A 24129-nucleotide genomic window follows, 5' to 3' on the forward strand; every position below is an offset into this window, starting at 1 on the left:
TCAGGACGGTTCCTGTTTGCTGTGCTCTGACTTCAAGTGCTTTTCACTGGCGATAATCAGGCGCAGTGCAAACGCCGTTGCGCTGATGGCAACAACCAGTCCGGTGACTACCAGGGCATGCAGAATGGCATCGGGCGGATCCTGGCGTCGTGCCAGTGTGATCATGATAAGAAATACACCTGGCCCAATGATATTGATTGCAATCAGTCGTCTAATCGGATCGCGCAGGGTAGCCAGCCCGTAAAGTCCCATGCTGATGAGCGTCAGCGAAGCCAGCAGGTAGACAGTAAGACTTTCCGATGGCAGCTCGCTCATGTGCGCAGATCCTCATGATCGCCAACGATCAGTAGCGCAAGAGTCAGCGCGATAGACAGGGTTGCAAATATCTCAATGGTAATGATGATGCCGGCAGACAATTCCACCGGGTAGTTCAGCCAGCCTTCAGCAAACAGTGACGTTGCTATTGCAACCATCAGGAACACAATTGCACCAACAGAGATGACCGCGCGGGTGAGCCAGAACGACCAGCGTAAGGGAGGCAGGATGCCAACAATGCGCAGTGTGACTGCCGCCGAAGCGATTAACGCGCCGGCCTGAAAAGCGCCACCCGGCGCTTTAGATCCGCTCCAGAGAAGATAGCCGCCGATGATGACCAGCAGTGGCGCCAGGATTTGTGTCCATCCTGTTAAAAGCGGCCATGCAGCGACCTGTGGTGCTTTAGAAATGTGGGATGATGTATAGAGTTGTCTGGCGCCACTCAGTGCAAGCAGCAGCACCAGTAATTCCAGCAAGGTGTCCCAGGCCCTGAAGTTCAGTAGCACTGCCGTGACAGGGTAAGAGACACCCGCATCGGGCATGGCCTCGACGATGCGGGTATCAGAAACCGGGCTGGTCAGTTGTTCACCAACCGGGCCAGTCAGCATCAGGAAGAACAGCGATACAGACAGCAGGACAAATACGGCAGCCTTGATGGTGGATTTGCGCGGTGTTGTCGTACGCCCTGATTCGGGCAATTGTCTGGCGGCATTCAGAAAAAGTACCCCGGTCAGTCCGGCACCGATCGCAGCCTCGGCCAGCGCCAGATCAGGCGCACCGAGCCGTGCCCAGATAAGCGCAACGGCCACGCCAAAGGCTATGAACATGGCCATGGCATCGTTGCGCGAGGGGGCGAATAACGCACTCCAGGCAATAATGAGCAGTAATAGCGCGAGGATAAGGTCAATTAACAGTTCAGGTGTCATCCGGCACCTCTTGCTCAAGTGTGTAGCGGGCGAGCAATTGACCGTTGACGGCTGCAGATGCCATGGCCAGCAACCAGATAAGCAAAAGCTGAGCGGTAGTCCAGCCGGGGCCGGATTGCAGAACCAGGCCCAGTGTCAGAAAGCCCAGACCTACCGTGTCAGTTTTTGTCACGGCGTGCAGGCGACTGTAGATGTCCGGGAAGCGTAACAGACCCAGTGCGCCGCTGGCATAAAACAGCGCGCCGGTCACCAACAGACACCAGGAAATTGTCTGTATCAGGATCTCAAACATTGTTCTGCTCCTGATGTACAGGACGCCGCAGGAGTCGGACCAGAGCGACAGTAATGACGGCCGCCAGAATTGCCAGGATTAAAGCGACGTCGCGCCAGGCATCAATCTTCGACCAGTGGGCAAGCACTATCAATACGGCAATGCTGGCGCTGGCCAGCATCTGAATGCCTGCCAGCCGATCTGCGGTTGTGCTGGCATGACCCAGCCGCCACAGGCCGGACCCGGCGCATAACAAAAGAACGATCACAAGCCCGCTCATCATTGGTCATCCTCGCCGAGCAGTTTCAGGAGTCGCTGCTCAAGCTGCGCAGTTTCCTGTTGCCAGTCCAGTGTTGTATCAAGCGTATGTATCAACAGTTTGTCATCTGTAATCCGTGCTCCCAATGTGCCTGGCAATAAGCCAATCATCGCCGACAACAGCACCCTGGGCCGTTCGGTCGCGGAAGAAAGCGGATAGTCTACCCAGCCGGCATGCTTTGTGGGCGTTGCCGACACGGTGCGTCGCGCCACATCCAGGCCGCCAACGAATTGGCGTGACAAAAAGTACAATATGAAGCCGGGCAAAAATTGCGGACGCAGCCTGAACGAGGGGAGACCGACCCGAAAGGAAAGTGCCAGTGCCGCCAGCACAATGGCGCCGCCCATCCACCATCCCTGATTGCGGCTGACAATGGCCCACAACATGGCGAATATTGCCCCTGTGATCAGTAACTTTGCTGAGCTCGCGAACTCCGTCAATTTGCGCTCCTGAATTGTTGCTGCCGATTTGAGTCTAACGTAATCAGGGTGCAGTCGTCAGCGAGTATCGGCTAGAATGCTATGACGATGATAAACAGGATGTTCAGTATTGAAATTGAATAAAGCGGACTTCGGTGCGCGCTGGTTGGCGGAAGCCGCGCGACTGAGCCTGGCAGAAAGGGCCGATCCGGACGCTGAGCAACAGGCCCGGCAACTGGACACTGATGCAGAGTCGCGTGTACTGCGATGGGCGGCCGTTGTCGCTGATCGCCTGCATTTGCACCAGGCTTTGCTCTCCTGGCGACAACGTCTGGTGTTAGTTATCGTTGTATTGACTATCCTGGCGCTGGCGGGCGGTTTCACCACCGCCCTGACAGTGCTGGGTGATGGTGAGCGCCCAGTCAATATACTGTGGGCGGTTGGGGCGCTGTTGGGTTTGCAGCTACTGATGCTGATTCTCTGGCTGGCCGGTATGCTGATCAAGTCCGATGGTGCGCTGGCAGGGCGTCTGGTTTTCTGGCTAAGTGCGCGATTGTCCGGTGGCCCCAACAAGTCCTTGCTCAAAGCTTTCTTTCTGCTCAACTCCCGCGCGGCTCTGACACCCTGGTGGCTGGCGCTGATCAGCCACATCATGTGGTTGGCCGTCATGGTGGGCGCGGCCGCAGGTTTGCTATGGGCACTGGCCTTGCGCAGCTATGTGTTTGTCTGGGAAACCACAATTTTGCCGACCGAAGTTTTTGCGCAGTTGGTCTCAGTTCTGTCGGTGATACCTCAATGGTTCGGGTTTTCCATGCCCGAGCCGTCCAGTATTGTCGATATCGCCAGTGCCAGGGCCGATGATGTGCGCCGCACCTGGGCATCATGGCTGACTGGTCAGGTGTTTGTGTTTGGTGTAGTGCCCAGGTTGCTTCTGGTTGTTATATCAGCGTTGCGCATCTGGAGTGGGGCTTGTCGAGTGGGTCTGCCGCTAACTAATCCGGAGTGGTCAGGCTTGCTGCAGCGCCTGACACCAGAGGATGCACTCCGTGCTGTCACGGATCCGGCTCCTGCTCCACCTGGTCAGTCGCGTATCCAGCCAAACAAACAAATTGATCCGGCAGCGCGGGCGGTCGTGGCCTTCGAATTGTCGACGCAGCAAGTCTGGCCACCTGCCAATTGTCCGACTGGTGTCCGGGCATTCAAAGTGGAAAACCGCCATGACCGGCAGCAGATTCTGAGTGATCTTTCCGACCAGGCTCCTGCCAGACTGCTACTGGTCTGTGACGCGTCAATCTCGCCTGATCGTGGCACCCTGCACTGGTTTGTCAGCGCCGGGAGTCTGGCGGGCGATACCGCAGTCTGTCTATTGAATCAGGATCAGTCTTCATCAGAGCGACTGGCCGCCTGGCGCGAGATGCTGAACGATATCGGAATTCGTTCGTCTGCGATCAGTGAGTCATTGCCCGAGGCAATAAGTGAGCTGGGGGCCGTATTATGAGTGACTTGATCCGTATCGCTGTGGTTGGTCACACCAATACCGGTAAAACATCCCTGTTGCGTACATTGACGCGAGATACACGCTTTGGAGAAGTTTCTGGTCGACCCGGGACAACGCGGCACGTGGAAGTGGCCAGATTGCAGGCTGATGGCAGAGTATTGCTGGAATTATATGATACGCCGGGAATTGAGGATGCGATCGACCTGCTGTCGCTGTTTGATCAGCAAAGCGCTGTCAGCCAAAGCGCCCAGGGCAGCCGTGAAGACGGTCCGACCCGGGTCCGTCGGTTCCTGGAATCGGTAGATGCCCGGCAGCGATTTGAACAGGAAGCCAAAGTGCTGAGGCAGTTGTCGCACAGCGACGCCGCCTTATACGTGATCGATGCCCGTGATCCGGTGCTTGCAAAGCATCGCGATGAGCTTGAAATATTGAGCATGTGTGGCGTCCCGTTATTACCACTTCTCAATTTTGTATCTGCCGGACAGACTAACGAGCAGCAGTGGCGAGAGGTGCTGGCCGGCCTGGGGCTGCATGCGATCGTACGCTTTGACACAGTGGCGCCGCCCAAAGATGGTGAGCGCATACTTTACACCAAGCTGGCGACATTGCTGGATGCTCATCGCAAGACAATAGAAACACTGATTCGCAGTCATGAGCGCGATGCCAGGCAGCGACACGAAACAGCAATGCAGCTGATTGCTGTGCTGCTGCTGGAATGTGCGGCCATGAAACTCAGGGTCAGTCGCGAACCGCAGGCGATCGAGCGTGGCGTGCAGACGCTGAATGATAAGGTGAGAAAGCGGGAGCAGGCCTGTGTTGCACAACTGCTGAGCCTATACCGCTTTTATCCGGATGATATTGAAACGGATACCCTGCCGTTGGTTGATGGTCGCTGGCAAGAGGATATTTTTGATCCTTACACGCTGCAGAACATGGGGATCAAGCTTGGCGGTGGAGCAGCTGCCGGCGCCGCCGCGGGCCTCGGTATTGATTTGATGGTTGGCGGCATGACCCTGGGCGCCGCGGCGTTGACTGGTGCCATGCTCGGAGGCGGCTTGCAGACCTTGCGGCATTACGGAGGGGATCTGCTGGGCAAGTTGACCGGTGAACGAGCGCTGCGTATAGATGATGGTATCATCGCTGCGCTGGCGACCCGGCAACTTGACCTGGTAGCTGCCCTGGAACGACGCGGGCATGCTGCTCAGCAAAAACTGGCGCGGGCACAACTGGACAGTCTGCAATCAAGTGGTGAGGCATCAGTATTCACTGTGGGCGATCTGCCGCCGCCGTTGCGCATGGCACGCAGCCATGTCGATTGGGGGCAAGACGACGCTTTGATGTTTGATGATGCGGCGAAACAGCAGGCCGCCGCCTCGCTGGCCGAGTTGCTGGAAAGATTGCTTGAACAACGCTATAACACACCGGCTCAGGAGCATTAATGGATTCGCTCAAACAATATAAAGGATTGCTGACCGGAGTTTTCTTTGGCACCGGCTCGGGTGTCATAACGACTCTGGGATTAATTGTTGGTTTGTTTGCCGGCACCGAATCGCTGGCGGCGGTGATGGGCGGTATACTGGTTATCGCGGTATCTGACTCCATGTCTGACGCTTTTGGCATTCATTTATCAGAAGAGGCTCGTCCTGACAGCACGCAAAAGTCTGTCTGGATCGCGACTACGGCGACACTGATTACCAAATTTACCATGGCCTCGACATTCGCCCTGCCCTTGCTGTTTTTGCCACTGCAACAGGCTGTTATTATCTGTGTGATATGGGGCATGCTGGTGCTGACATTACTAAGTGTGTTTATTGCTCGCCAGCAGGGTCATTCCGCGATGCCGGTTGTTGCAGAGCACTTGACCATTGGCATAAGCGTGATTTTTTTATCCTGGCTCGTTGGTACCGGCGTCGCCAGATTGTTTTAGACATTGGTTTCGAAGAATTGAAAACCGTTACTCACTAATAGAAGGAAACATGATATGAAACTGGAATCACTGGCACTGCATCATGGCTATACGTCTGAGGCGACAACCCGAGCTGCAGCAGTGCCGATTTACCAGACCACATCATTTACATTTGATGATACCCAGCACGGTGCGGACCTGTTTGATCTGAAGGTGGCGGGCAATATTTACAGTCGCATCATGAATCCGACCAACGATGTGCTGGAGCAGCGACTGGCAGAGATGGAAGGCGGGATTGGTGCGCTGGCGCTGGCGTCTGGTATGGCTGCGATTACCTATGCCATTCAGTGCATCACGCGTGCGGGTGACAATATTGTCAGCACCAGTCAGCTATATGGGGGCACGTATAACTTGTTTGCACATACTTTGCCGAACCAGGGCATTGACGTGCGCATGGCCTCTTTTGACGATTTTGAAGGGCTGGAAAAATTGATCGATGACAAGACCAGAGCGGTTTTCTGTGAATCCATTGGTAATCCGGCCGGCAATGTCGTTGACCTGCAGCGCCTGAGTGAAATTGCTCATCGTCATGGTGTTCCGTTGATTGTTGATAACACGGTGGCAACTCCTTATCTCTGTCGGACATTTGACCAGGGCGCGGATATCGTCGTGCACTCATTGACCAAATACATTGGTGGTCATGGTACAACGGTTGGTGGCGTGATTATTGATTCCGGCAAGTTTGACTGGGCGGCCAATAAATCGCGCTTCCCGATGCTCAATGAGCCGGATCCGTCCTACCACGGTGTGGTCTATACCGAGGCTTTGGGCCCGGCGGCGTTTATTGGTCGATGTCGAGTAGTGCCATTACGCAATACGGGTGCGGCCTTGTCGCCTCATAGCGCATTCCTGATCATGCAGGGGCTGGAAACACTGGGCCTGCGTATCGAAAGGCATTGCGAAAACGCCATGGCAGTGGCCAGCCACCTGAAAAGTCACCCGAAAGTGGCCTGGGTGAATTATGCCGGTCTGCCGGACAGTCCTTATCACGCCGTTTGTCAGAAGATTTGCCAGGGTAAGGCCTCCGGTATTCTGAGTTTTGGTATCAAGGGCGGGCGTGAAGCAGGTGCGCGATTTATTGATGCGCTGCAAATGATCCTGCGTCTGGTTAACATTGGGGATGCCAAGTCATTGGCCTGTCATCCGGCGACCACAACCCACCGTCAACTTAGCCCTGAGGAGCTGGCTAAAGCCGGCGTCAGTGAAGACCTGGTTCGGCTGTCGGTAGGGATCGAGCATATTGATGATATTATTGCCGACATCGATCAGGCGCTGGAAAAGGTATAACCGCTGATGAACAAACAAACCGGTTTGAGTACGGTCGCGTTGGCATCGTTTTTGGTGATGCTGGCGTCCTGTCAACAGGAAGCTGTTGAGCCCCCGTCTGATATGGTAGCTGAAGCACAGGCTATCAGTGGTCAGTTTGTGGGGACATTGTTGCCTACGCTGCAGGCCGCGATGCAGGCCGGTGGTCCGGTGCGAGGTATTGAAGTCTGCTCAGTCGCTGCGCCGCAGATTGCGGCGGATCTGAGCCGTGACAGTGGCTGGGACGTGAGTCGGGTCAGCCTGAAGGCCCGTAATCAGGAAACGGCTATACCCGATGACTGGGAAACACAGGTCCTGCAGGACTTTGACCGGCGCCAGCAGGCTGGCGAAGCGGCCGGTCAGATCAATCAGGCGGCTGTCGTGAACGGCGAGTTGCGCTATATGCAGGCGCAACCCGCCGGTGAACTTTGCCTGACCTGCCATGGTACCGACATCAGCAGCGATGTTCGCGCTGCGCTGAATGAGCACTACCCGGGCGATGCCGCCACCGGCTATATGGCTGGTCAGATCCGCGGTGCAATCAGCATACGCAGGTCGCTGTGACGGACGCGACAGAGGCCCGGCAGGGCGGTGTGCATGCATTGGCAGGATTGGCGGGTGCGCTGATTTATATTTTGGTGGTGAACGTCGGTGGCAGTCCGGTAGCCTGGTCAACAGCAGCCTATTATTGGCTGGGCTGGCCGTTGATGTGTGTTGTTATCTGGGTGATCACCAACAAAAATCCCCGACGTAGCTGGCGCTGGCCGGTCAGCATGATGCTGGGCCAGGTGTTCGCATCAATACTGTATGGCAATGGCGCCATGATCCCTATTGCAGTTATTTTCGTAACAGTGCTGTCAATTCCCCAGTTCCTGATCGCCAACTGGGTCAGTAAAAAACAACTCTCAGAGTCACAGACGGAAAATTTATGAGGTTTCAGGGCAGTCCAACGTTTACTCACCAGCAGGCTGACAAAATTGGCGTGCTGATTACCAATCTGGGCACGCCGGATGCGCCGACCACGTCGGCGCTGCGTCGCTATCTCAAGCAGTTTCTGTGGGATCCGCGGGTGGTGGAAGTGCCGCGACCATTGTGGTGGCTCATACTCAACGGTGTCATTCTGAACATACGTCCGCCGCGCTCGGCAAAAGCCTATGCGACAGTATTTACTGACCAGGGCTCACCTTTGCTCTTTCACACCCGTAATCAGGCGGCGGCATTAAGCGATGAACTGGAAAAACAGGGTCATGAGCACCTGGTGGTGGACTTTGCCATGCGCTACGGCAATCCATCCATTGATGCGGTATTGCAGAATATGCTGGATCAGGGTGTGCGCAAACTGCTGGTTGTGCCGCTTTACCCCCAGTACTCGGCATCAACCACGGCGTCGACTTTCGATGCCATCAGCCAGGATTTTCGCAAGCGTCGCTGGCTGCCCGATCTGCGTTTTGTTTCACACTACCACGATTATCAGCCGTTTATCCAGGCTGCGGCAACACGCATCAAAGCGCACTGGGAAGAGCATGGTCGGGCTGACAAGTTGATGTTTTCCTACCACGGTGTGCCCAAAAAATATCTGCTCAAGGGCGATCCCTACCATTGTGAATGTCACAAGACTTCGCGCTTGCTGGCGCAGGAGCTGGGTCTGTCAGAGGGTGAGTACCTTACCACTTTTCAGTCACGCTTTGGTCGTGAGGAATGGCTGAAGCCGTATACGGACGAGACTCTTAAATCATTGCCGGATCAAGGCGTGAAGTCGGTACAGATTTTTTGTCCGGGCTTTTCGGCTGATTGTCTGGAAACGATTGAAGAAATCGGGGAAGAGAATCGGGAGTATTTTATGCATGCGGGCGGTGAGCGTTATGAATATATTTCGGCCCTTAACGATCGCCCCGAGCATATTGAGGCGCTGGCAGAGCTGGTATTGGCGAATCTGTCGGGCTGGTCGGCGCCTTTTGCAGATGATCAGCGTCAGCGCCGCGCCCGAGAATTGGGCGCGGAAAGCTGAGTTTGAATTGGAACGAACTTACTGAGCGGTGGCTGGCTGGTCTGACAGCCACTGATTCAGATCGATAATATCCTGTGGCGTTAGAACGCCAGCGGTGCGTTTGAGCTGTAGTGTGTCGACCACGTAGTTGTATCGGGCATCCGAGTAATTACGCAGCGCTACGAACAATTGCTGGCGTGCCTGCAGCACATCAACAATATTGCGTGTTCCCACTTCATATCCAGCTTCAATAGCATTCAATGCGGCTTCGGCAGAGATGATGGCCTGTTGGCGCTGGGCGATCACCAGCGCGTCGGTGTTGACGCGTCGATAGGCATTACGTATGTCCTGCGTGATTTGCCGACGTGCCAGATTAGCAGACTCCTGCTGGGCGACCAGGTCATATTCGGCCTGCTCTTTACGTGCTGTTACGGCATAACCGGAAAACAGTGGAACGCTGACAGACAGGGTGACGCTGACGCCTTCGATCGCACCGATTGAGCGTACGCTACCGTCGGCACCCTGGCCGGAGTTTGTCTCAGAGTGAGAGTAACCACCCTGAAGGTTAACGGTGGGTAAACGATCGGCGCGCCGAGCCTTGGCAATCATCGTCTGCGCTTCAACACCTGCGCGGGCAGCCAGCAATTGCGGATTGTTATTCAACGCTTCCTGGACCCATTCTTCGATATTGCCATCGGCTTCCATGACCGGAAAGTCTTCGCGCAAGATGTCGATATTCGGATGCGGCTGGCCGGTAATGGCTTCCAGCGCTTCATAACGACTGGCGAGTGTGTCTTCAGCCAGAATTGTGTTGTTACGGGCCAGATCGTAAACGGCCTGGGCCTCGTATACTTCGGTGATGGCGACCAGGCCCACTTCTTCGCGCTGGCGGGTGCGCTCAAACTGACGCTGGGCAGCTTCTTCTTCCTGACGTCGTGTAGTCAGGTCATCAATAGCACGCAGCACATTAAAGTATGCCGAGGCAACACGGATAATCAGGTCCTGTTCCTGGGCCTGAAAGTTATAGAGACGCGCTTTGTCGGCCTCCTTGGCTCCCTGATAGCTATACCAGTTGGGCATATTCAGCAGCGACTGGTTAATTCCCAGGCTGTAGCGTCGGGAACTGGCGTCCAGCGAGGTATAGGAAATATCACCGGCCGGGCCGGTCGATTGGCGCTGCTCAGATACCGAGGCGTTAGCCTGAGGTAGCAGACTGGCGCGGGCCAGCGTCAGTTGCTGCTGGCCGGAGCGTAATTGTGCCTGGGCCTGGCGAAGAGCCGGGTCATTGCGCATGGCCAATTCGAGAATGGTTACCAGGTCGTCTGCGAAGGCGGATTGAGCGGCAAAAAACACTCCGGCCGCCAAAACCGTTTTGCGGATAAAACGTTGCATAGTCAGAAATCCTGTCAGATCAATCGTTGACTGAAGAGCGCAGTGGCTGGTTCAGTCACTGTTAAGGCCTGCAGAGCTGCCGGCCATTCTACACAGTGTTACGAAAGTATCCAAATAAGAGATTGTGTCAGCTTGAAATTTTCTCTGGCACACTTGATGTCTTGGGCTTGCGGTAACACTTTCAGTGGCTTTAAGGCATAATGGACACCCTTGAGTGGCAGCCTTAAATTTTTAATTTTCAGCAGGTCCTTACCGGCCTGAAAGCAGGATAGTCCAATGAGTGCAAACCCCGAACACTTTCTCGACAGAATTACTGAACTGGACGACAGAACCCGCTATTCATTCAGCGGATCGCAAAAAGTGTACGTGCAGGGAAGCCGATCCGACATTCGCGTACCGATGCGCGAGATTCATTTGTCAGACACGCAGACCGAGAAGGGGCTTGAGCCCAACGCGCCGATCCGGGTATACGATACCTCCGGGGTTTACTCGGATCCGGACGCAAAACTGGATCTGCGACAGGGGCTTCCCGCCATCCGGGAGGCCTGGATTGAAGAGCGCGGTGACACCGAGCTTTTGCCAAGCGTAAGCTCTGAGTTTGGCCGCCTGCGCCAGGCGGATGTGCAGACTGCGCACCTGCGTTTTGAACACATGCGTCGTCCACGTCGCGCCGTCGCCGGTGCCAATGTGACGCAACTGCACTATGCGCGCAAAGGCATCATCACGCCGGAGATGGAATATATTGCCATCCGCGAGAACATGAGCATTGCCCAGTTGCGCGATCAGCAACTGGGTGGCGGCGATGTGAACGACCTGGGCTTTCAGCATCCCGGTCAATCATTTGGTGCGGCCATCCCCAAGGAAATCACGCCTGAGTTTGTCAGAGATGAAGTGGCACGGGGGCGTGCCATCATCCCGGCCAATATCAATCACCCGGAAATCGAGCCCATGATCATTGGCCGCAACTTTCTGGTGAAGGTGAATGCCAATATCGGCAATTCGGCTGTTACCTCGTCCATCGAAGAAGAAGTAGAAAAGCTGACCTGGTCTGCCCGCTGGGGTGCCGATACCGTCATGGACCTGTCCACCGGCAAGAACATTCACGAAACGCGCGAGTGGATCATCCGCAATTCCATGGTGCCGATTGGCACGGTGCCAATTTATCAGGCGCTGGAAAAAGTCGGTGGTGTGGCTGAAGACCTGACCTGGGAAATTTTCCGCGATACCTTGATCGAACAGGCCGAGCAGGGCGTGGATTATTTCACGATTCATGCGGGTGTGCTGCTGCGTTATGTGCCGCTGACCGCCAAACGTGTCACTGGTATCGTTTCGCGTGGTGGCTCCATCATGGCCAAATGGTGTCTGGCGCATCACAAGGAAAACTTCCTGTATACGCACTTTGAAGACATCTGCGAGATCATGAAGGCCTATGATGTGTCCTTCTCGCTGGGTGACGGTCTGCGTCCCGGTTCGGTGGCTGATGCCAATGATGCCGCGCAGTTTGCCGAGCTGGAGACGCTCGGTGAGCTGACCAAGATCGCCTGGAAGCATGATGTGCAGTGCATGATCGAAGGTCCTGGTCATGTGCCCATGCACATGATCAAGGAGAACATGGACAAGCAGCTGGCAGTTTGCGATGAAGCGCCGTTCTACACGCTGGGGCCCCTGACCACCGACATCGCGCCGGGTTATGATCACATCACCTCCGGTATCGGGGCGGCCATGATCGGCTGGTTTGGCTGCGCCATGCTTTGTTATGTTACCCCCAAGGAACACCTGGGGCTGCCGGATAAGCAGGATGTGAAGGAAGGCCTGATGGCCTACAAGATCGCAGCGCATGCGGCCGATCTGGCCAAGGGGCATCCAGGTGCGCAGTTACGTGACAACGCCCTGTCCAAGGCGCGTTTTGAATTCCGCTGGGAAGATCAGTTCAACCTTGGTCTGGATCCGGATACGGCGCGTGCCTATCATGATGAAACGTTGCCTAAAGATTCCGGTAAAGTGGCGCACTTCTGCTCCATGTGCGGGCCCAAGTTCTGTTCCATGAAAATCAGCCAGGAAGTGCGCGACTATGCGGCGGCACAGGATGTGGATGCCGAAGAAAAGGCCGCGCTGGAAGGCATGCAGAAAATGGCTGAAGAATACAACAGCAGCGGACGCCAGCTTTACCGCAAGGTGTGAGACATCCACGAACCACAATATTATTGAGTACGATTTGTACTCTCAGAAAGATGAGAACATTGCATGACTGATTTAAAAGCTGATGATCTGAACATCGAGGCTATTGAGACTCTGATGACGCCAAAGGCGCTCAAGGCTCAGATGCCGCTTGAAGGCAGTGCTCTGGAGTCCGTGCGCAGTGCCCGCCAGACGATTTTTAACATTCTGGATCGCAAAGACCCGCGCCTGTTTGTGGTGGTCGGACCCTGTTCGATTCATGACCCGGAAGCCGCCCTGGATTACGCGGCGCGTCTCAAGAAACTGGCTGAGGAAGTGCAGGACACGCTGTATATCGTGATGCGTGTCTATTTTGAAAAGCCGCGTACCTCAGTAGGCTGGAAGGGCCTGATCAATGATCCTTTCATGGACGATACTTTCCAGATTGAAGAGGGCCTAAAACTGGGCCGTAAGCTGCTACTGGATATCGTTTCAATGGGGCTGCCGGCTTCAACCGAGGCGCTGGATCCGATTTCTCCGCAATACCTGCAGGACCTGATTGCATGGTCGGCCATTGGCGCGCGGACTACCGAATCACAGACCCACCGGGAAATGTCCAGTGGACTGTCTTCAGCCGTGGGATTCAAAAATGGCACTGATGGTGGATTGATGGTTGCGGTCAATGCCATGCAGTCGGTCAGTCACCCACATCGTTTTCTGGGCATCAGCAAAGGTGGTCAGGTTGCCGTGGTGCGAACCAAGGGTAACCCCTATGCGCACGTTGTGTTGCGCGGCGGCAGCGCCGGTCCGAACTATGACTCTGTGCATGTGGCGCAGGCGGAAGAAGAATTGCGTAAGGGCGGTGTCAGCACCAATATCATGATTGACTGCAGCCACGCCAATTCCAACAAAGACCCCTCTATTCAGTCGTTGGTGTTGAAGGATGTGACACATCAGATCCTGGAAGGCAATCAGTCGATTATCGGCGTAATGCTGGAAAGCAACATTAACTTTGGCAATCAGAAAATCCCGGCTGACCTGAAAGAGCTGAAATACGGTGTTTCAGTGACTGATGCCTGTATTGACTGGGCGGAAACTGAGCGCAGTATCAAAGAGATGGCGGCCAAGCTGAAGGACGTGCTGCCTCAGCGGCAGACTCCATAACCTGGGTTTAACCCCTGTGTCCAAATTGGTCGCAGGGGTCACGTCGTCTTGCGCATCACTACCCTGTTCCTGCCCTGACTCTTGGCTTGGTAAAGTGCCAGATCGGCGTGTTGATAAGCGCTCAGCATCGGTTCCGGATCATTAGGGTCAAGCAAGGTACAACCAATACTGACCGTAATCCGGTGCGAGCGGCCGTCCAGGACAAATATGCGGTCTTCGATACTTTGCCTTATATTCTCGGCTATACTTGGCACTTTGTTAGCCTGCGTGTCGCGCAGCAAAATCACAAACTCTTCACCTCCCCAACGGCCGCACAGATCAGAGGCGCGCAGCATCTGTTGCAGCAAGGCCGACAATTCCCGCAGTATCTGATCGCCACACAAATGTCCGTAACTGTCATTGATTGACTTGAAGTGATCAATGTCCAGCATCAGCAGAGCCGATGTTTTGTTATCGCGGGCCAGCGCAGCAAGCTCCTGCTGAACCATCAAGTCAAACAGGCGGCGATTCAGCAGCCCTGTGAGATCATCACGTGATGCCAGTTCTTCCAGCATTTGATTGGAGGCTTGCAGTGCCTGCTGCTGCTCGGCAATTTTCTGTTCCTGGTCCTTTCTCGTCACGGTGTGATGCCACAACATCAGGGACAGGCCGGCCGCTATGCCGGTAGCGGTGAGGCCATTAACACGATTGGACAAAAGTATCGCCGGATCACTCTGGGTCAGCTCCAGGCCCAGAAAAAACAGCGCAAATGCGCCACTATAGACAGACAGCGCCTGGCGCGGCGACAGCAGAAAAATGACGCCCGCGATTGTGCAGGCAACCAGGAAAGGGGTCACCGCCGTGGTGACCAACTGGTCGAGGATGGTTATCGACGCGCCAGAGATAATCACCAATAGCAGGGCAGACCAGAATGTAGCGTTGGCTTGCCAGAGGTGGGGCTGGCTCTGATAGCGCCGCGCAGCCAGACCGATCAGGCTGAACAGCACGGCCTGTGTGAAATGTGCTGCGATGATGCCCTGATGCCACAGTTGCTCGTCAGTCGTTGTCGCCTCAAAGCCGAAAAAGAACAGAATATGCAGCATTGACACCGGTACAGCAATTGCCGCCAGGAATACCAGGCGCTGCAATGTCATGGATAACAGTGCTCCACGATGTCTGGCTTGTCGCTCGATAATCTGTTGTCGTCTTTCAGTCAGCGAAAATTCGGGCACGCAGAGTACTCAACCGGTTTTTCACCATTCTAGCAGCTAAAAAAAAAGCAGGTCATCAAGACCTGCTTCAAATACAACACTGATCAATATTTCAGTGATCAGAACAAGGAGCTAACAACGGTTCACACTTACTGCCTAAAAAATCAGGACCTGTTTACATATTGCTGACAGCACCCATTGGTGCCTGTATATCCTGCTCTGCCTGCGCCAGGGAAATCCACTCCCGAACCCAGGGGTTTGCTAACAGTGTATCGGCATATTTCCGTGCTTCTGTACTTAAAATGGCGCCGTAGTTATGGAAGCTGATGGCGACTGGTGCATACATACAGTCGGCGATAGAGAAGCGACCAAACATATAGTCGCCATCCACACCATATTTGCGGCGGCAGCAACTCCAGATGGCATCGATCCGGGCAATTTCGTTCTCGATGACCTCAGGCCTGGCTAATTCGACAACGGCCTTGCAGTTCATCGGCCAGTCTTTTTTCAGGTTTGGGAACTCAGAATGAATCTCTGCGCACACTGACCGGGCTGTGGCGCGTTTGCGAGGGCTCGCTGGCCAGCCCCGGCCGTCCAGAAATGCCTCGGAAATATACTCACATATAGCGAGCGAATCCCACACTGTGGTCTGCTGATGGATAAGCGCAGGGACTTTTAGCGATGGCGACAAAGGCCCCAGTTTCTCAGCCGTGTTGCGCTGATAAAGCGGCACGCTGACCTCGTCGAAGGCGATGTCTGACTGTTTCAGTAACAGCCACGGGCGCATGGACCATGAGGAGAAATTTTTGTTGCCTATAACCAGTCTTATTGCACTCACCAGAGAAGACTCCTGCTTTGTTGATACTGGATTAGACACGAGCTTTATTGCAGTGTCAGGCAGCAACAGGGTCTTTGTCCTGACTAATTGTGGCAAAATGATGGCAAGCGGGTCCGGTGCAAAAACCATGGCTAAACTGGGGCGTCAAATACGGTATAGTCGGCGCTCTGTGAGGCAGGAAGGTGAAACATGGCAAGACGTATTGCAATAGTAGAAGATGAAGCGGCTATCCGCGAGAATTATGCTGATGTGCTGCGCAAGCAGGGTTACGAGGTGCAGACCTTTCCTAATCGCCGTGAGGCAATGAAGGCCTTTGATCTGCGTCTGCCTAATCTGGCGATCATCGATATCGGCCTGGAAAATGAAATTGATGGCGGTTTCACACTCTGCCAGAGTCTGCGATCCATGTCGGAGACGCTGCCGATCATCTTCCTGACTGCGCGGGACAATGATTTTGATACTGTCAGTGGTCTGCGCATGGGCGCTGACGACTATCTGACCAAGGATATCAGCCTGCCGCACCTGTCGGCCCGCATTGCTGCGCTGTTTCGCCGGCAGGATGCGCTGAATCAGCCAACATCGCCTGAAAATCTGTTGCAGCGCGACAAGCTGCAGCTTGATATCGGTCGGCTGACTGTGCAGTGGGATGGCAAAGCTGTGCCGTTGACGGTTACGGAATTCTGGATGGTGCATGCGCTGGTTAAATTTCCCGGTCATGTTAAAAGCCGACAGGTATTGATGCAGGAATCAAAAATTTTTGTGGATGGCAGCACCATTACTTCCCATGTGAAGCGGATTCGCAAAAAATTCCTGCAGGTGGATACACAATTTGACTGTATTGAGACCGTGTATGGCATGGGCTATCGCTGGAATATTCCGCCAGGTGCAGAGGGCAGTGGCGACTGAACGCTGAGAAAATACTATGGCCCGAGCCCTCAAAAATCCCTTTGGTATCCGCTTCAAGCTGGTTTTTCTGTCCAGTTTCTTGCTGGTTATTCCCTGGCTGGGTTATCAGTACATTCTGGAAATGGAGGATTATCTGCGCCGGGGGCAGGAGCAGGTGGTGCTGGGTACGGCACGAGCGCTGGCAACCGCGTTGAATGAACGGCCGGAGCTGTTCGATGAGGGTACGTTCAGTCCGGCGGCCCGCCGCAGTGAAAACCTTTATGTTTATCCCATCTATTACCCACTGGCCCTGGATGACAGCTCGTTGATTGACTGGCGTGATTACCAGCGCTACGAACTGCCCTATGGGCGGGCCAATACCATCGCCACGCCGCTGAATCCGCAAAGCGAATTCTCGCGCTATTATCACAATGATGAGTCACTGAATTTCAGCCTGTTGGTGGGTGAGCATAATCGATATCTGTATGCCTATCTTAAGGTGGTCGACAATAATGTGGTGTATCGCTCACCGGACAGCCTGAGTATTCATCGCAGTGACTTTCTGCAGATTTCCATGACCTCTCGCGACAATAGATTGCATCGATATGTGATCTCGCCTCGCGGACCGGAATTCATTTACGCCTACGAGTTGGGCAACGACTTGCGTGATATCGGCTCGCTGACCCATGAAGAGCGCATCAGTGGGCAGTGGTATGAAACACCCGATGGCTATGTAGTTGAATTGCGAATGCCGCTGAACATGCTGGGCGAGCGCCTGGGTTTTGCGATTTATGATGTGGATGACCCGGAAACGCGCAATGTGACGGCAGTTGTGGCGACATCAGATGTGAATAATAAAGAACGTCTGGGGATTCTGCTGCGACCAACGCCAGAAATTGACAAGATTGTTGAGGGCATGGGGCATACCAATTCGCGCATCCAGGTGGTGGATCGCAGTAACCGCGTGCTGCTCAGTGTTGGCGATATCCAGTCAGCAAGTGGTCTTTCCCTGGTTGAGGAAAACAATGAGCAATCTCGCAATCCTTATTGGTCTTACATCGAGGAGCATGTACTGCATCCGTTGTATTATCAGATCCTGACCAAGCCCTCCAATGATTTTATTGAAGATCTGTACGTGGGTAGTACACTGGAAGGTGCGCATCTCAGCGCTGCCCTGAGCGGACAGGCGATGACGCAATTCCGAACCATTGATTCCAGCCAGACCCGTATTTTGGGAGCTGCCCACCCCATTTTTGCCGATGGTGATGTGATGGGTGCCGTGGTTGTTGATCAGAACATGAATGGTCTGCGAACCTTCCGTAATCAGGCATTGGAGACACTGTTTAATACCATTTTGGGTGTCATGCTGCTGGTCGCCGTCGGCCTGTTCTTTTTTGCTTCAAGAATTTCCAGCCGAATCCGGGCATTGCGCAATCAGGCCGAAAAAATCATTGATGATACCGGGCGCCTGAAAAACACCATTGTCGCCAGTCGAAATTCTGACGAAATCGGCGACTTGTCCCGCAGTTTTTACAATATTGTTGAACGCCTCGGGCAGTATACAAATTACCTGGAAAATATGTCCTCGCGGTTGTCGCACGAGTTGCGCACACCGGTTACCGTGGTGCGGTCATCGCTGGAAAACCTGGGTATGACGGTGAGTGACAGGGAGTCGTCAGTATACATTCAGCGCGCCGAGGAAGGTATCAATCGCCTGAATCTGATCCTGACCAATATGAGTGAAGCAACGCGGCTGGAACAGATGCTGCAGACCTCCGAGAAAGAGAAAATTGATCTTGCCAGGGTGCTGGCGGGTTGTATTGAGGGGTATCGTCTGGCGTATCCAGATGCGGTCATTGAGGGCGATCTGCAGGGGCCTGTCATGATAAATGGCGTTCCCGAGTACATAGCTCAGTTAATGGATAAACTGATCGCCAACGCTGTCGAGTTTAGCTATCACAAGAAGCCGATTGTTGTTTCATGCCGGGTGATAAAAGATCGCGCGGTGCTCAGGGTGACCAACTACGGACCCTATTTGCCAGAAGAGATGAAGGGGCGATTGTTTGACTCAATGATTTCTGTGCGTCCCCAGGAGAAACAGAAGGAGCCCCATTTGGGCATGGGGCTGCATATTGCGCGTCTGATTACCGAATTCCATGGGGGGCAGATCAGAGCTGAAAACATCAAGGAGTACGAAGGCGTCGCAATTACTCTGCTGCTTCCTCTGTTACACGAATAGATTCTCCGCCATTGCTGGCAATAATCCGGCTTTTTTCTTTGGGTACGTAAAAATCCGGCGCGTTTTCCTTTACGACGGGTGAGTGCTCCGCCCAGGCATGACAGGTATTGAGCACAAACGGTCGACCGACATGCTGGCGGCTGTCCGAGTCCGCCAGGCGACGACGATGATTCTGCAGGGGCTTGATGGTCTGAATCGCCACGGTAGCCATCGGGAAGAGCAGTTCGGTCAGATGGGTGCAACCCTGAACGCCACCTACTTTCTGGCGGACGGCCTTGCGCCAGCCGGGACCCATGGTCAGTCCTGTCAATTCCTTATAGATCGGAGCTATGTCAGGACAAATGGCAAACGGGCTGTTATCAGTTGCTGCCTCGACGTTCTGCACCACAAACTTGTCGTTGATAGTGACGCGTAACCACATTTCGTGGATCGGGTCGCCCGGTTCAATATCACCCCGCCAATTGTTACTGAAAGCATAGGTTTTGGTATCTGTCAGGTGAGCTTCGATGTCGAACAGGCCGTCTTCACGTTCAAACCCGGCGAAATTAATATGGCGTGTATGAATATGCTGGCGTTTGACCGGCGTCGGTAATGGCATAAATAATCCTCCGCATGAAGCGGCGGATTATAGCCTAAAAAGCGGATGTTCGTTCTGATCAGAAATATTCAAATTTAATCAGAGCGTTACGTGGTTCGCCGGCATCGTCACGCAAATTGCTGAGGCCGTTAAATACCAGCAGGCGGCGGGTCTCCTGATGGTAGCCGATGTAGATAGGGTCAACCAGCCATCCAACCACGCGCAGCAACCCGGCCGGACGGATGACAAAACAGTGCAGGGGCTGCGAATCAGCCGGGCAATTGGCGGTGTCAGTCCTGCTTACACTGATGCGCACGCTGTCCATTCGAGCGGGCACAAGAAAGTCGGCTGTTACGCGCCGTCCGCCGACCAGGTTATCCCAGTGCTTGCGTACAAACGGGTCGAAGCCGGCATCAACAATCAGGGTGTCCCGGGTAGCGATCTCCGTCTGCTGTAACTGGTCACTGTCATGCGGACGGAAATTGACACGAATGACTTGCGCAGCAGGTTCAGCGCTGTGTTCCGTCTGCAGCTGAGCCTGATTCCGATAGTCCTGCTGGCTGACTGACGGTGCAATCAATGAGTCGCTGTAATCAATCTTTTTGGAGGCGAAAATCCGGCCGCCGGGATCTCTATACTCTACCCGTGTCGGCAGGTCCAGCTCCGGGTTATCGGCATAGTGGTACTCGTAATACTGCACGCGCTGCTGATCCTGCGTCCAGGCTGTACCGACGGCCCAGATGTCTGCCGGCAGATTTGATGGTACAGCCAGGGCGCCTGGTGTAGCAGTCAGGCAAGCGGATACCAGTGTGATTAACGCGAAAACAGGCTTCATGACACACTCCCCACTTTTAAGCGATTAACGCTGTAAAAATGAATTAATACCGGAAATACGAACGCCCACACCAAACCGATTACCAGCAGTGCCAGCCACGCTGGCGCCAATAGCCCTACGTCGGCCAGACGCGCCCCGCCATAATAAGACAGTGGCGCAGACAGTCCACCGGCGGCAATGCACAGCCACAGTTTGCCGTGAAATATACGCAGTGCGTAGCCAACTGTGGTGCCAAACAGCACCCACAGACAACTCAGCCAGAGCGGCGGGAACACGCTGCCTGTTGTCAGCACGCCGAACTGAATTAACAGCAGGTCGGTCATAAAACCAATGCCCAGGCACAGGAGCAGAAAAATGCCTTCTCTCCTTTTGTCCCGAACCCATTGCATATGCAGCGCGACTGTCGCTGCGGTGACGCCAACGGCGATCATTGAACCAAACAGCACACAAAGCAGCCAGCCCAGCTGGAACATCAGCGCATTAACAAGCAAATACTGGCGCTCAGAGAGCTTCATCTGGCTGTTATTGATCATCAAGGGCATGATGTTGCTCAGCGCTTTGCCGGTATTCGGGCATGCAGGGGTTGCAGGCGGCAGTCTGGTTTCGCCATCAGGAACTGCGCTGTATGTATAACCCGCTCCATGAATCCGCCCTGGCAATAAGCCAGATAGTAGTCCCACATGCGGATGAAGTCCGGACCAAAGCCCTGCTCCTGGATGTTACGCACCTTGCTCAGGAATGTGGTGCGCCAGCGCTCCAGGGTCAGTGCATAATCGCGTGTGATATCTTCAAGCCCTACGATCTGCAGATCGGTATCCTTGCAAATGTGATTGGCGATGGCGGTGTTGCTGGGCAGACATCCACCGGGAAAGATATACCGCTGAATGAAGTCGACACTGTGCAATGAATTTTCGTAACGCTGGTCAGAGATGGTGATGGCCTGAATCAGCATTAACCCGTCTGACTTGAGCAGTGACGAACATTTGGCAAAGTAGGTGCTGAAATACTGGTGACCAACAGCCTCTATCATTTCGATGGAGACCAGCTTGTCGTACTGACCTTGCAGATTTCGATAGTCCTCCAGGAGAATTTCAATGCGGTCCTGTAGTCCCTCTTCAGCCACACGCTTGCAGGCGTACTCATATTGCTCCTGTGAAATCGTCGCGGAGGTGACCCGGCAGCCGTAGTGCCTGGCTGCATGAATGGCCATTGAGCCCCAGCCGGTGCCGATCTCCAGCAGGTGATCGTCGGGTTTGAGTTGCAGACGCTCACAGATGTGGGTCAGTTTGTTGAGCGAAGCTTCATGCAAGGATTGTTTTTCGTGTTCAAAAATCGCCGCCGAGTACATCATGGACGGGTCCAGGAAGGTCTCAAAAAACTGGTTGCTCAGGTCGTAATGAGCGGCAATGTTGGCTTTGGATCCGCTTATGGTGTTGCGATTGCGCAGATGCAGTACTTTGTTCAGCATACGTGCGACCCAGGATTTGCCGCCGTCCATGCCTTGTAATACCGGAAGGTTCAGTACCATGATGCGAACCAGAGCGACCAGGTCAGGTGTGTGCCACTGATGACGCATGTAAGACTCGCCGCCGCCAATGCTGCCGTTGTAGGCAACGGCCTGATAAAAATCTGGATCCGTCACAATGACATGTGCTGTCAGAGAGTCCGGTGTCTGTTCACCAAAGCGCAACAACTGGTCACCTTCGTCGATGATCAGAGTGCCTTTGGAGATCAGATTTAGTCGGCGGTGCAACAGTTCACGGGCCAGTCGCTGTCGGGCCGTGGCTTTATCCATCAGACCGCGGGAGATTGAGTCAGATTCAAGCACGCCTGCCTGGACAAGGCCAGCCTGGTAGTTGCCGGGTGATTTCATATCTGTGTGTTACTCCGGTTATCTGGGTGAGGTAAAAAAGGGATTCTTTTGACAGATAACTTCATTGCCTGCCAGTAAATGCCCAGGGCCACCTTTAAGGTCATAAATGGGTAATTAATCAAAATTCGATTCAGATTGCCGGGCGTGATCTCTTGCCGACACAAATTCAGATTGGCAATAAAGGCCTGCTGACCATTGCGCCAGTTCTGTAAATTCAGGGTCAGGCGCTCCGCGGGTCTGTCTGAGCGCCAGTGGTAGTTCATATCCATCGGCATAAACGGTGACACGTGCATCTGCTTTTTGAATACATGTGTTGCCTTGCCCTCGTCGTCACAGGGCACGACATAAGTGACCCGTTGCTGCCAGGGAGTATTGGTCACTTCGGCAACAATATGCGTCAGCGCATTGTTTGTATCAAAGACGTAATAGCAACTGATCGGGTTGATCAGAAAACCAAAGTAGCGCAGATTAGTCAGAAGCCGGACCGGGCCGTCGGGGCGCTGCCCGGTGGCCTGTTCCACGCGCCGGTAGACAGCCTCTTTCAGCGGTATATCGTCGGGACCCAGGTAGTCGCGACGTCTGAACCAGGCGAACGCTGCGCGTCTGGCGGACCACATCAGATTGCGACTGAAAACCTGCTCCAGTTCATCAAGGTCCAGATACATCATGAATACTTTGTAGCTGAAATAATGGTGTCTGGGCTGCATGCGATGATGTTTGACTATTCCGTGATAAATACCGCTTTCCATCGCCGCTACCTTCCTATCATCCTGTACCAGAGTCGCTTGAAGAGCTGAGCGGTGCGCAGGGCAAAAACCAGTCTTGCCGGGAAGTTATACTCAAGCGGGCGGTTGCGCAAAGCGTTTGCAATGCGTTGGGCGGCCCGGGAAGCGTCCATCAGAAACGGCATTGGGAAATCGTTTTGCGCCGTCATTGGTGTGGTAACAAATCCCGGGTTAACAACAGTTACATCCATGACGTCTTTGAAATCAGTGCGTACAGAGTGCAGAAAATAGCGCGCTGCTGCTTTTGATGCGCCGTAAGCCTCCGCTCGCGGAAATCCAATAAAAGCGGCCAGGCTGCAGATGCCGGCCACCAGGGGTCTCTCCGGTGCCTGGCGCAGCAATGGCAGCGCGGCGTTCAGAGCATTGATCTGTCCAAAAAGATTGGTGTCCATAACGCGGCGGAAGAGGGCCACATCAAGTTGCTGCCCCTGGATGTATTCGCAGGTGCCAGCGTTAAGAATGACCAGGTCCAGATGGCTGAAAAACAGCTTCAGCCGGTCACAGACGTTTTCTGCCTGGCCAGGATTGGTGACATCAAAGGCGAGGGTTTTGATTTGGCCGACGGCTTGCGATTTCCCGGCGGCTTCCACAACCTCTTTCAGTTTGTCCTCAGAGCGTCCGCTGATCACCACTTCATGACCCTCCAGAGCATAAAGTAATGCAAGTTCTCGCCCTATGCCGGAACCCCCGCCGGTTATCCAGATATTCATGCGGAAAGCCGTCTGTTGATGTAGCGCACAGCCATTCCCAGCACAGGTACGTGCTGATAAACCATGGCTCCCAGATCGAAAAAATCCTCGTGGTAAAAAATCCGGTCTGTAAAGCGGATCATGGTGATACCTTTGACCTGAATCGGCGCCCCGCGCTTCAGTGACGGATGGCTGAAGTGCATGATCCAGTTTATGGTCGCACTGTTTTCACCGATCTGTTCATCGTGATATTCAAAACGGATATCGCGGGTATTGCCGTACAGGCTGCGCAGATAGTTTTTGACTGCCAGCCGTCCATAAAGAGCGTGTGCTGGATCGTGAAATTCGACATCCTGCGTATAAATCCGGTCGATATTGTCCAAGCCAGCGATATCAGGCTGCCGGTAAAAATCCTTGAAGTCACGGATCAGCGCGGCACGCAGATTATCGCTGACGGAGTTCATGTTAGTTGCCATTTGTCAAAATCACCTGTCGGGCG

General features: G+C 54.2%; 26 protein-coding genes. 11 read left to right on the forward strand and 15 right to left on the reverse strand.

All coding sequences use genetic code 11. The features are described 5' to 3' along the window. From PS2015_RS01690 to PS2015_RS01710, 5 genes are read right to left on the reverse strand one after another with little or no spacing between them, the layout of a single operon-like run. Positions 1 to 315, reverse strand: coding sequence for an NADH-quinone oxidoreductase subunit K (locus tag PS2015_RS01690; protein ID WP_058020542.1), 315 nt, complete (start codon positions 313 to 315; stop codon positions 1 to 3). Beyond that, positions 312 to 1241: a hydrogenase subunit MbhD domain-containing protein gene (locus PS2015_RS01695; protein ID WP_058020543.1), complete on the reverse strand. Its 930-nt coding sequence runs from the start codon at positions 1239 to 1241 to the stop codon at positions 312 to 314. Before PS2015_RS01695 ends, PS2015_RS01690 begins: the two co-directional genes overlap by 4 nt. Beyond that, positions 1231 to 1533, reverse strand: a complete 303-nt coding sequence (gene mnhG / locus PS2015_RS01700) for a monovalent cation/H(+) antiporter subunit G (protein ID WP_058020544.1) — start codon at positions 1531 to 1533, stop codon at positions 1231 to 1233. Before mnhG ends, PS2015_RS01695 begins: the two co-directional genes overlap by 11 nt. Further along, positions 1526 to 1792, reverse strand: a complete 267-nt coding sequence (locus PS2015_RS01705; RefSeq protein ID WP_058020545.1) for an MrpF/PhaF family protein — start codon at positions 1790 to 1792, stop codon at positions 1526 to 1528. The genes mnhG and PS2015_RS01705 overlap by 8 nt, the downstream gene beginning before the upstream one ends. Then, entirely contained in the window at positions 1792 to 2271 is a 480-nt protein-coding gene (locus PS2015_RS01710; protein WP_058020546.1) for a Na+/H+ antiporter subunit E, read from the reverse strand. The genes PS2015_RS01705 and PS2015_RS01710 overlap by 1 nt, the downstream gene beginning before the upstream one ends. Positions 2272 to 2380: 109 nt before the next feature. On the opposite strand from PS2015_RS01710, the gene PS2015_RS01715 reads away from it, so the two are divergent. From PS2015_RS01715 to hemH, 7 genes are read left to right on the forward strand one after another with little or no spacing between them, the layout of a single operon-like run. After that, on the forward strand, positions 2381 to 3748 hold the full coding sequence (locus tag PS2015_RS01715) for a DUF2868 domain-containing protein (RefSeq protein WP_058020547.1): 1368 nt from the start codon (positions 2381 to 2383) through the stop codon (positions 3746 to 3748). After that, the gene (locus PS2015_RS01720) at positions 3745 to 5187 is read left to right on the forward strand and encodes a GTPase/DUF3482 domain-containing protein (RefSeq protein WP_058020548.1); all 1443 of its coding nucleotides are present in this window, start codon (positions 3745 to 3747) and stop codon (positions 5185 to 5187) included. The genes PS2015_RS01715 and PS2015_RS01720 overlap by 4 nt, the downstream gene beginning before the upstream one ends. Beyond that, a complete protein-coding gene (locus tag PS2015_RS01725) occupies positions 5187 to 5675 on the forward strand; it encodes a hypothetical protein (RefSeq protein ID WP_058020549.1) in 489 nt (162 codons plus the stop codon). The genes PS2015_RS01720 and PS2015_RS01725 overlap by 1 nt, the downstream gene beginning before the upstream one ends. A 54-nt stretch (positions 5676 to 5729) precedes the next feature. Further along, entirely contained in the window at positions 5730 to 7001 is a 1272-nt protein-coding gene (locus PS2015_RS01730; RefSeq protein WP_058020550.1) for an O-acetylhomoserine aminocarboxypropyltransferase/cysteine synthase family protein, read from the forward strand. Between the two features lie 6 nt (positions 7002 to 7007). Further along, positions 7008 to 7583 carry a Tll0287-like domain-containing protein gene (locus PS2015_RS01735; RefSeq protein ID WP_058020551.1) on the forward strand — a complete coding sequence of 192 codons (576 nt, stop codon included), beginning with the start codon at positions 7008 to 7010 and terminating at the stop codon, positions 7581 to 7583. After that, entirely contained in the window at positions 7580 to 7951 is a 372-nt protein-coding gene (locus PS2015_RS01740) for a hypothetical protein (RefSeq protein ID WP_058020552.1), read from the forward strand. Before PS2015_RS01735 ends, PS2015_RS01740 begins: the two co-directional genes overlap by 4 nt. Continuing rightward, on the forward strand, positions 7948 to 9027 hold the full coding sequence (gene hemH / locus PS2015_RS01745; RefSeq protein ID WP_058020553.1) for a ferrochelatase: 1080 nt from the start codon (positions 7948 to 7950) through the stop codon (positions 9025 to 9027). The genes PS2015_RS01740 and hemH overlap by 4 nt, the downstream gene beginning before the upstream one ends. An 18-nt stretch (positions 9028 to 9045) precedes the next feature. Here the strand turns inward: hemH and PS2015_RS01750 are convergent, their stop codons facing one another. After that, complete coding sequence (locus PS2015_RS01750; protein WP_058020554.1) at positions 9046 to 10398, reverse strand: TolC family outer membrane protein; 1353 nt, start codon at positions 10396 to 10398, stop codon at positions 9046 to 9048. A gap of 276 nt (positions 10399 to 10674) precedes the next feature. On the opposite strand from PS2015_RS01750, the gene thiC reads away from it, so the two are divergent. After that, on the forward strand, positions 10675 to 12579 hold the full coding sequence (gene thiC / locus PS2015_RS01755) for a phosphomethylpyrimidine synthase ThiC (RefSeq protein ID WP_058020555.1): 1905 nt from the start codon (positions 10675 to 10677) through the stop codon (positions 12577 to 12579). 63 nt (positions 12580 to 12642) lie between these two features. Further along, entirely contained in the window at positions 12643 to 13719 is a 1077-nt protein-coding gene (locus PS2015_RS01760) for a 3-deoxy-7-phosphoheptulonate synthase (RefSeq protein WP_058020556.1), read from the forward strand. 38 nt (positions 13720 to 13757) lie between these two features. Here the strand turns inward: PS2015_RS01760 and PS2015_RS01765 are convergent, their stop codons facing one another. Together PS2015_RS01765 and PS2015_RS01770 are read right to left on the reverse strand one after the other, a co-directional pair. Beyond that, positions 13758 to 14930, reverse strand: a complete 1173-nt coding sequence (locus PS2015_RS01765; RefSeq protein WP_058020557.1) for a GGDEF domain-containing protein — start codon at positions 14928 to 14930, stop codon at positions 13758 to 13760. A gap of 154 nt (positions 14931 to 15084) precedes the next feature. Continuing rightward, the gene (locus PS2015_RS01770; RefSeq protein ID WP_237113352.1) at positions 15085 to 15747 is read right to left on the reverse strand and encodes a glutathione S-transferase family protein; all 663 of its coding nucleotides are present in this window, start codon (positions 15745 to 15747) and stop codon (positions 15085 to 15087) included. 189 nt (positions 15748 to 15936) lie between these two features. On the opposite strand from PS2015_RS01770, the gene pdsR reads away from it, so the two are divergent. Both pdsR and pdsS read left to right on the forward strand, forming a co-directional pair. After that, positions 15937 to 16653 carry a proteobacterial dedicated sortase system response regulator gene (gene pdsR / locus PS2015_RS01775; RefSeq protein ID WP_058020558.1) on the forward strand — a complete coding sequence of 239 codons (717 nt, stop codon included), beginning with the start codon at positions 15937 to 15939 and terminating at the stop codon, positions 16651 to 16653. A gap of 16 nt (positions 16654 to 16669) precedes the next feature. After that, the gene (gene pdsS / locus PS2015_RS01780; RefSeq protein WP_058020559.1) at positions 16670 to 18871 is read left to right on the forward strand and encodes a proteobacterial dedicated sortase system histidine kinase; all 2202 of its coding nucleotides are present in this window, start codon (positions 16670 to 16672) and stop codon (positions 18869 to 18871) included. Here pdsS and PS2015_RS01785 read toward each other — a convergent pair. The 7 genes from PS2015_RS01785 to PS2015_RS01815 are packed head-to-tail and all read right to left on the reverse strand — an operon-like array spanning position 18840 to position 24106. Next, positions 18840 to 19469 (reverse strand): DUF2889 domain-containing protein, encoded by a 630-nt coding sequence (locus tag PS2015_RS01785; RefSeq protein WP_082627898.1) that lies wholly within the window; start codon positions 19467 to 19469, stop codon positions 18840 to 18842. The genes pdsS and PS2015_RS01785 overlap by 32 nt on opposite strands. Before the next feature lie 58 nt (positions 19470 to 19527). Then, positions 19528 to 20283, reverse strand: a complete 756-nt coding sequence (locus tag PS2015_RS01790) for a hypothetical protein (RefSeq protein ID WP_058020560.1) — start codon at positions 20281 to 20283, stop codon at positions 19528 to 19530. Then, positions 20280 to 20825: a DUF2878 domain-containing protein gene (locus PS2015_RS01795; protein WP_058020561.1), complete on the reverse strand. Its 546-nt coding sequence runs from the start codon at positions 20823 to 20825 to the stop codon at positions 20280 to 20282. Before PS2015_RS01795 ends, PS2015_RS01790 begins: the two co-directional genes overlap by 4 nt. An 8-nt stretch (positions 20826 to 20833) precedes the next feature. After that, the gene (locus PS2015_RS01800) at positions 20834 to 22156 is read right to left on the reverse strand and encodes an SAM-dependent methyltransferase (protein ID WP_082627899.1); all 1323 of its coding nucleotides are present in this window, start codon (positions 22154 to 22156) and stop codon (positions 20834 to 20836) included. Next, complete coding sequence (locus PS2015_RS01805; RefSeq protein ID WP_058020562.1) at positions 22153 to 22905, reverse strand: DUF1365 domain-containing protein; 753 nt, start codon at positions 22903 to 22905, stop codon at positions 22153 to 22155. Before PS2015_RS01805 ends, PS2015_RS01800 begins: the two co-directional genes overlap by 4 nt. A gap of 5 nt (positions 22906 to 22910) precedes the next feature. Next, a complete protein-coding gene (locus tag PS2015_RS01810; RefSeq protein ID WP_058020563.1) occupies positions 22911 to 23651 on the reverse strand; it encodes an SDR family NAD(P)-dependent oxidoreductase in 741 nt (246 codons plus the stop codon). Further along, positions 23648 to 24106 carry a nuclear transport factor 2 family protein gene (locus PS2015_RS01815; RefSeq protein ID WP_058020564.1) on the reverse strand — a complete coding sequence of 153 codons (459 nt, stop codon included), beginning with the start codon at positions 24104 to 24106 and terminating at the stop codon, positions 23648 to 23650. Before PS2015_RS01815 ends, PS2015_RS01810 begins: the two co-directional genes overlap by 4 nt. Positions 24107 to 24129: the final 23 nt, after the last annotated feature.

Source organism: Pseudohongiella spirulinae (genome assembly GCF_001444425.1).
In the GTDB taxonomy this organism is placed as follows: domain Bacteria; phylum Pseudomonadota; class Gammaproteobacteria; order Pseudomonadales; family Pseudohongiellaceae; genus Pseudohongiella; species Pseudohongiella spirulinae.

Coding starts and splice junctions, on each gene's coding strand:
- PS2015_RS01785 (WP_082627898.1), bottom strand. CDS start 19,469: ATGCCATTACCGACGCCGGTCAAACGCCAGCATATTCATACACGCCAT.
- PS2015_RS01815 (WP_058020564.1), bottom strand. CDS start 24,106: ATGGCAACTAACATGAACTCCGTCAGCGATAATCTGCGTGCCGCGCTG.
- PS2015_RS01705 (WP_058020545.1), bottom strand. CDS start 1,792: ATGAGCGGGCTTGTGATCGTTCTTTTGTTATGCGCCGGGTCCGGCCTG.
- PS2015_RS01725 (WP_058020549.1), top strand. CDS start 5,187: ATGGATTCGCTCAAACAATATAAAGGATTGCTGACCGGAGTTTTCTTT.
- PS2015_RS01790 (WP_058020560.1), bottom strand. CDS start 20,283: ATGAAGCCTGTTTTCGCGTTAATCACACTGGTATCCGCTTGCCTGACT.
- PS2015_RS01760 (WP_058020556.1), top strand. CDS start 12,643: ATGACTGATTTAAAAGCTGATGATCTGAACATCGAGGCTATTGAGACT.
- PS2015_RS01795 (WP_058020561.1), bottom strand. CDS start 20,825: ATGCCCTTGATGATCAATAACAGCCAGATGAAGCTCTCTGAGCGCCAG.
- PS2015_RS01690 (WP_058020542.1), bottom strand. CDS start 315: ATGAGCGAGCTGCCATCGGAAAGTCTTACTGTCTACCTGCTGGCTTCG.
- thiC (WP_058020555.1), top strand. CDS start 10,675: ATGAGTGCAAACCCCGAACACTTTCTCGACAGAATTACTGAACTGGAC.
- PS2015_RS01730 (WP_058020550.1), top strand. CDS start 5,730: ATGAAACTGGAATCACTGGCACTGCATCATGGCTATACGTCTGAGGCG.
- PS2015_RS01720 (WP_058020548.1), top strand. CDS start 3,745: ATGAGTGACTTGATCCGTATCGCTGTGGTTGGTCACACCAATACCGGT.
- PS2015_RS01695 (WP_058020543.1), bottom strand. CDS start 1,241: ATGACACCTGAACTGTTAATTGACCTTATCCTCGCGCTATTACTGCTC.
- PS2015_RS01805 (WP_058020562.1), bottom strand. CDS start 22,905: ATGGAAAGCGGTATTTATCACGGAATAGTCAAACATCATCGCATGCAG.
- pdsR (WP_058020558.1), top strand. CDS start 15,937: ATGGCAAGACGTATTGCAATAGTAGAAGATGAAGCGGCTATCCGCGAG.
- PS2015_RS01810 (WP_058020563.1), bottom strand. CDS start 23,651: ATGAATATCTGGATAACCGGCGGGGGTTCCGGCATAGGGCGAGAACTT.
- pdsS (WP_058020559.1), top strand. CDS start 16,670: ATGGCCCGAGCCCTCAAAAATCCCTTTGGTATCCGCTTCAAGCTGGTT.
- PS2015_RS01800 (WP_082627899.1), bottom strand. CDS start 22,156: ATGAAATCACCCGGCAACTACCAGGCTGGCCTTGTCCAGGCAGGCGTG.
- mnhG (WP_058020544.1), bottom strand. CDS start 1,533: ATGTTTGAGATCCTGATACAGACAATTTCCTGGTGTCTGTTGGTGACC.
- PS2015_RS01735 (WP_058020551.1), top strand. CDS start 7,008: ATGAACAAACAAACCGGTTTGAGTACGGTCGCGTTGGCATCGTTTTTG.
- hemH (WP_058020553.1), top strand. CDS start 7,948: ATGAGGTTTCAGGGCAGTCCAACGTTTACTCACCAGCAGGCTGACAAA.
- PS2015_RS01750 (WP_058020554.1), bottom strand. CDS start 10,398: ATGCAACGTTTTATCCGCAAAACGGTTTTGGCGGCCGGAGTGTTTTTT.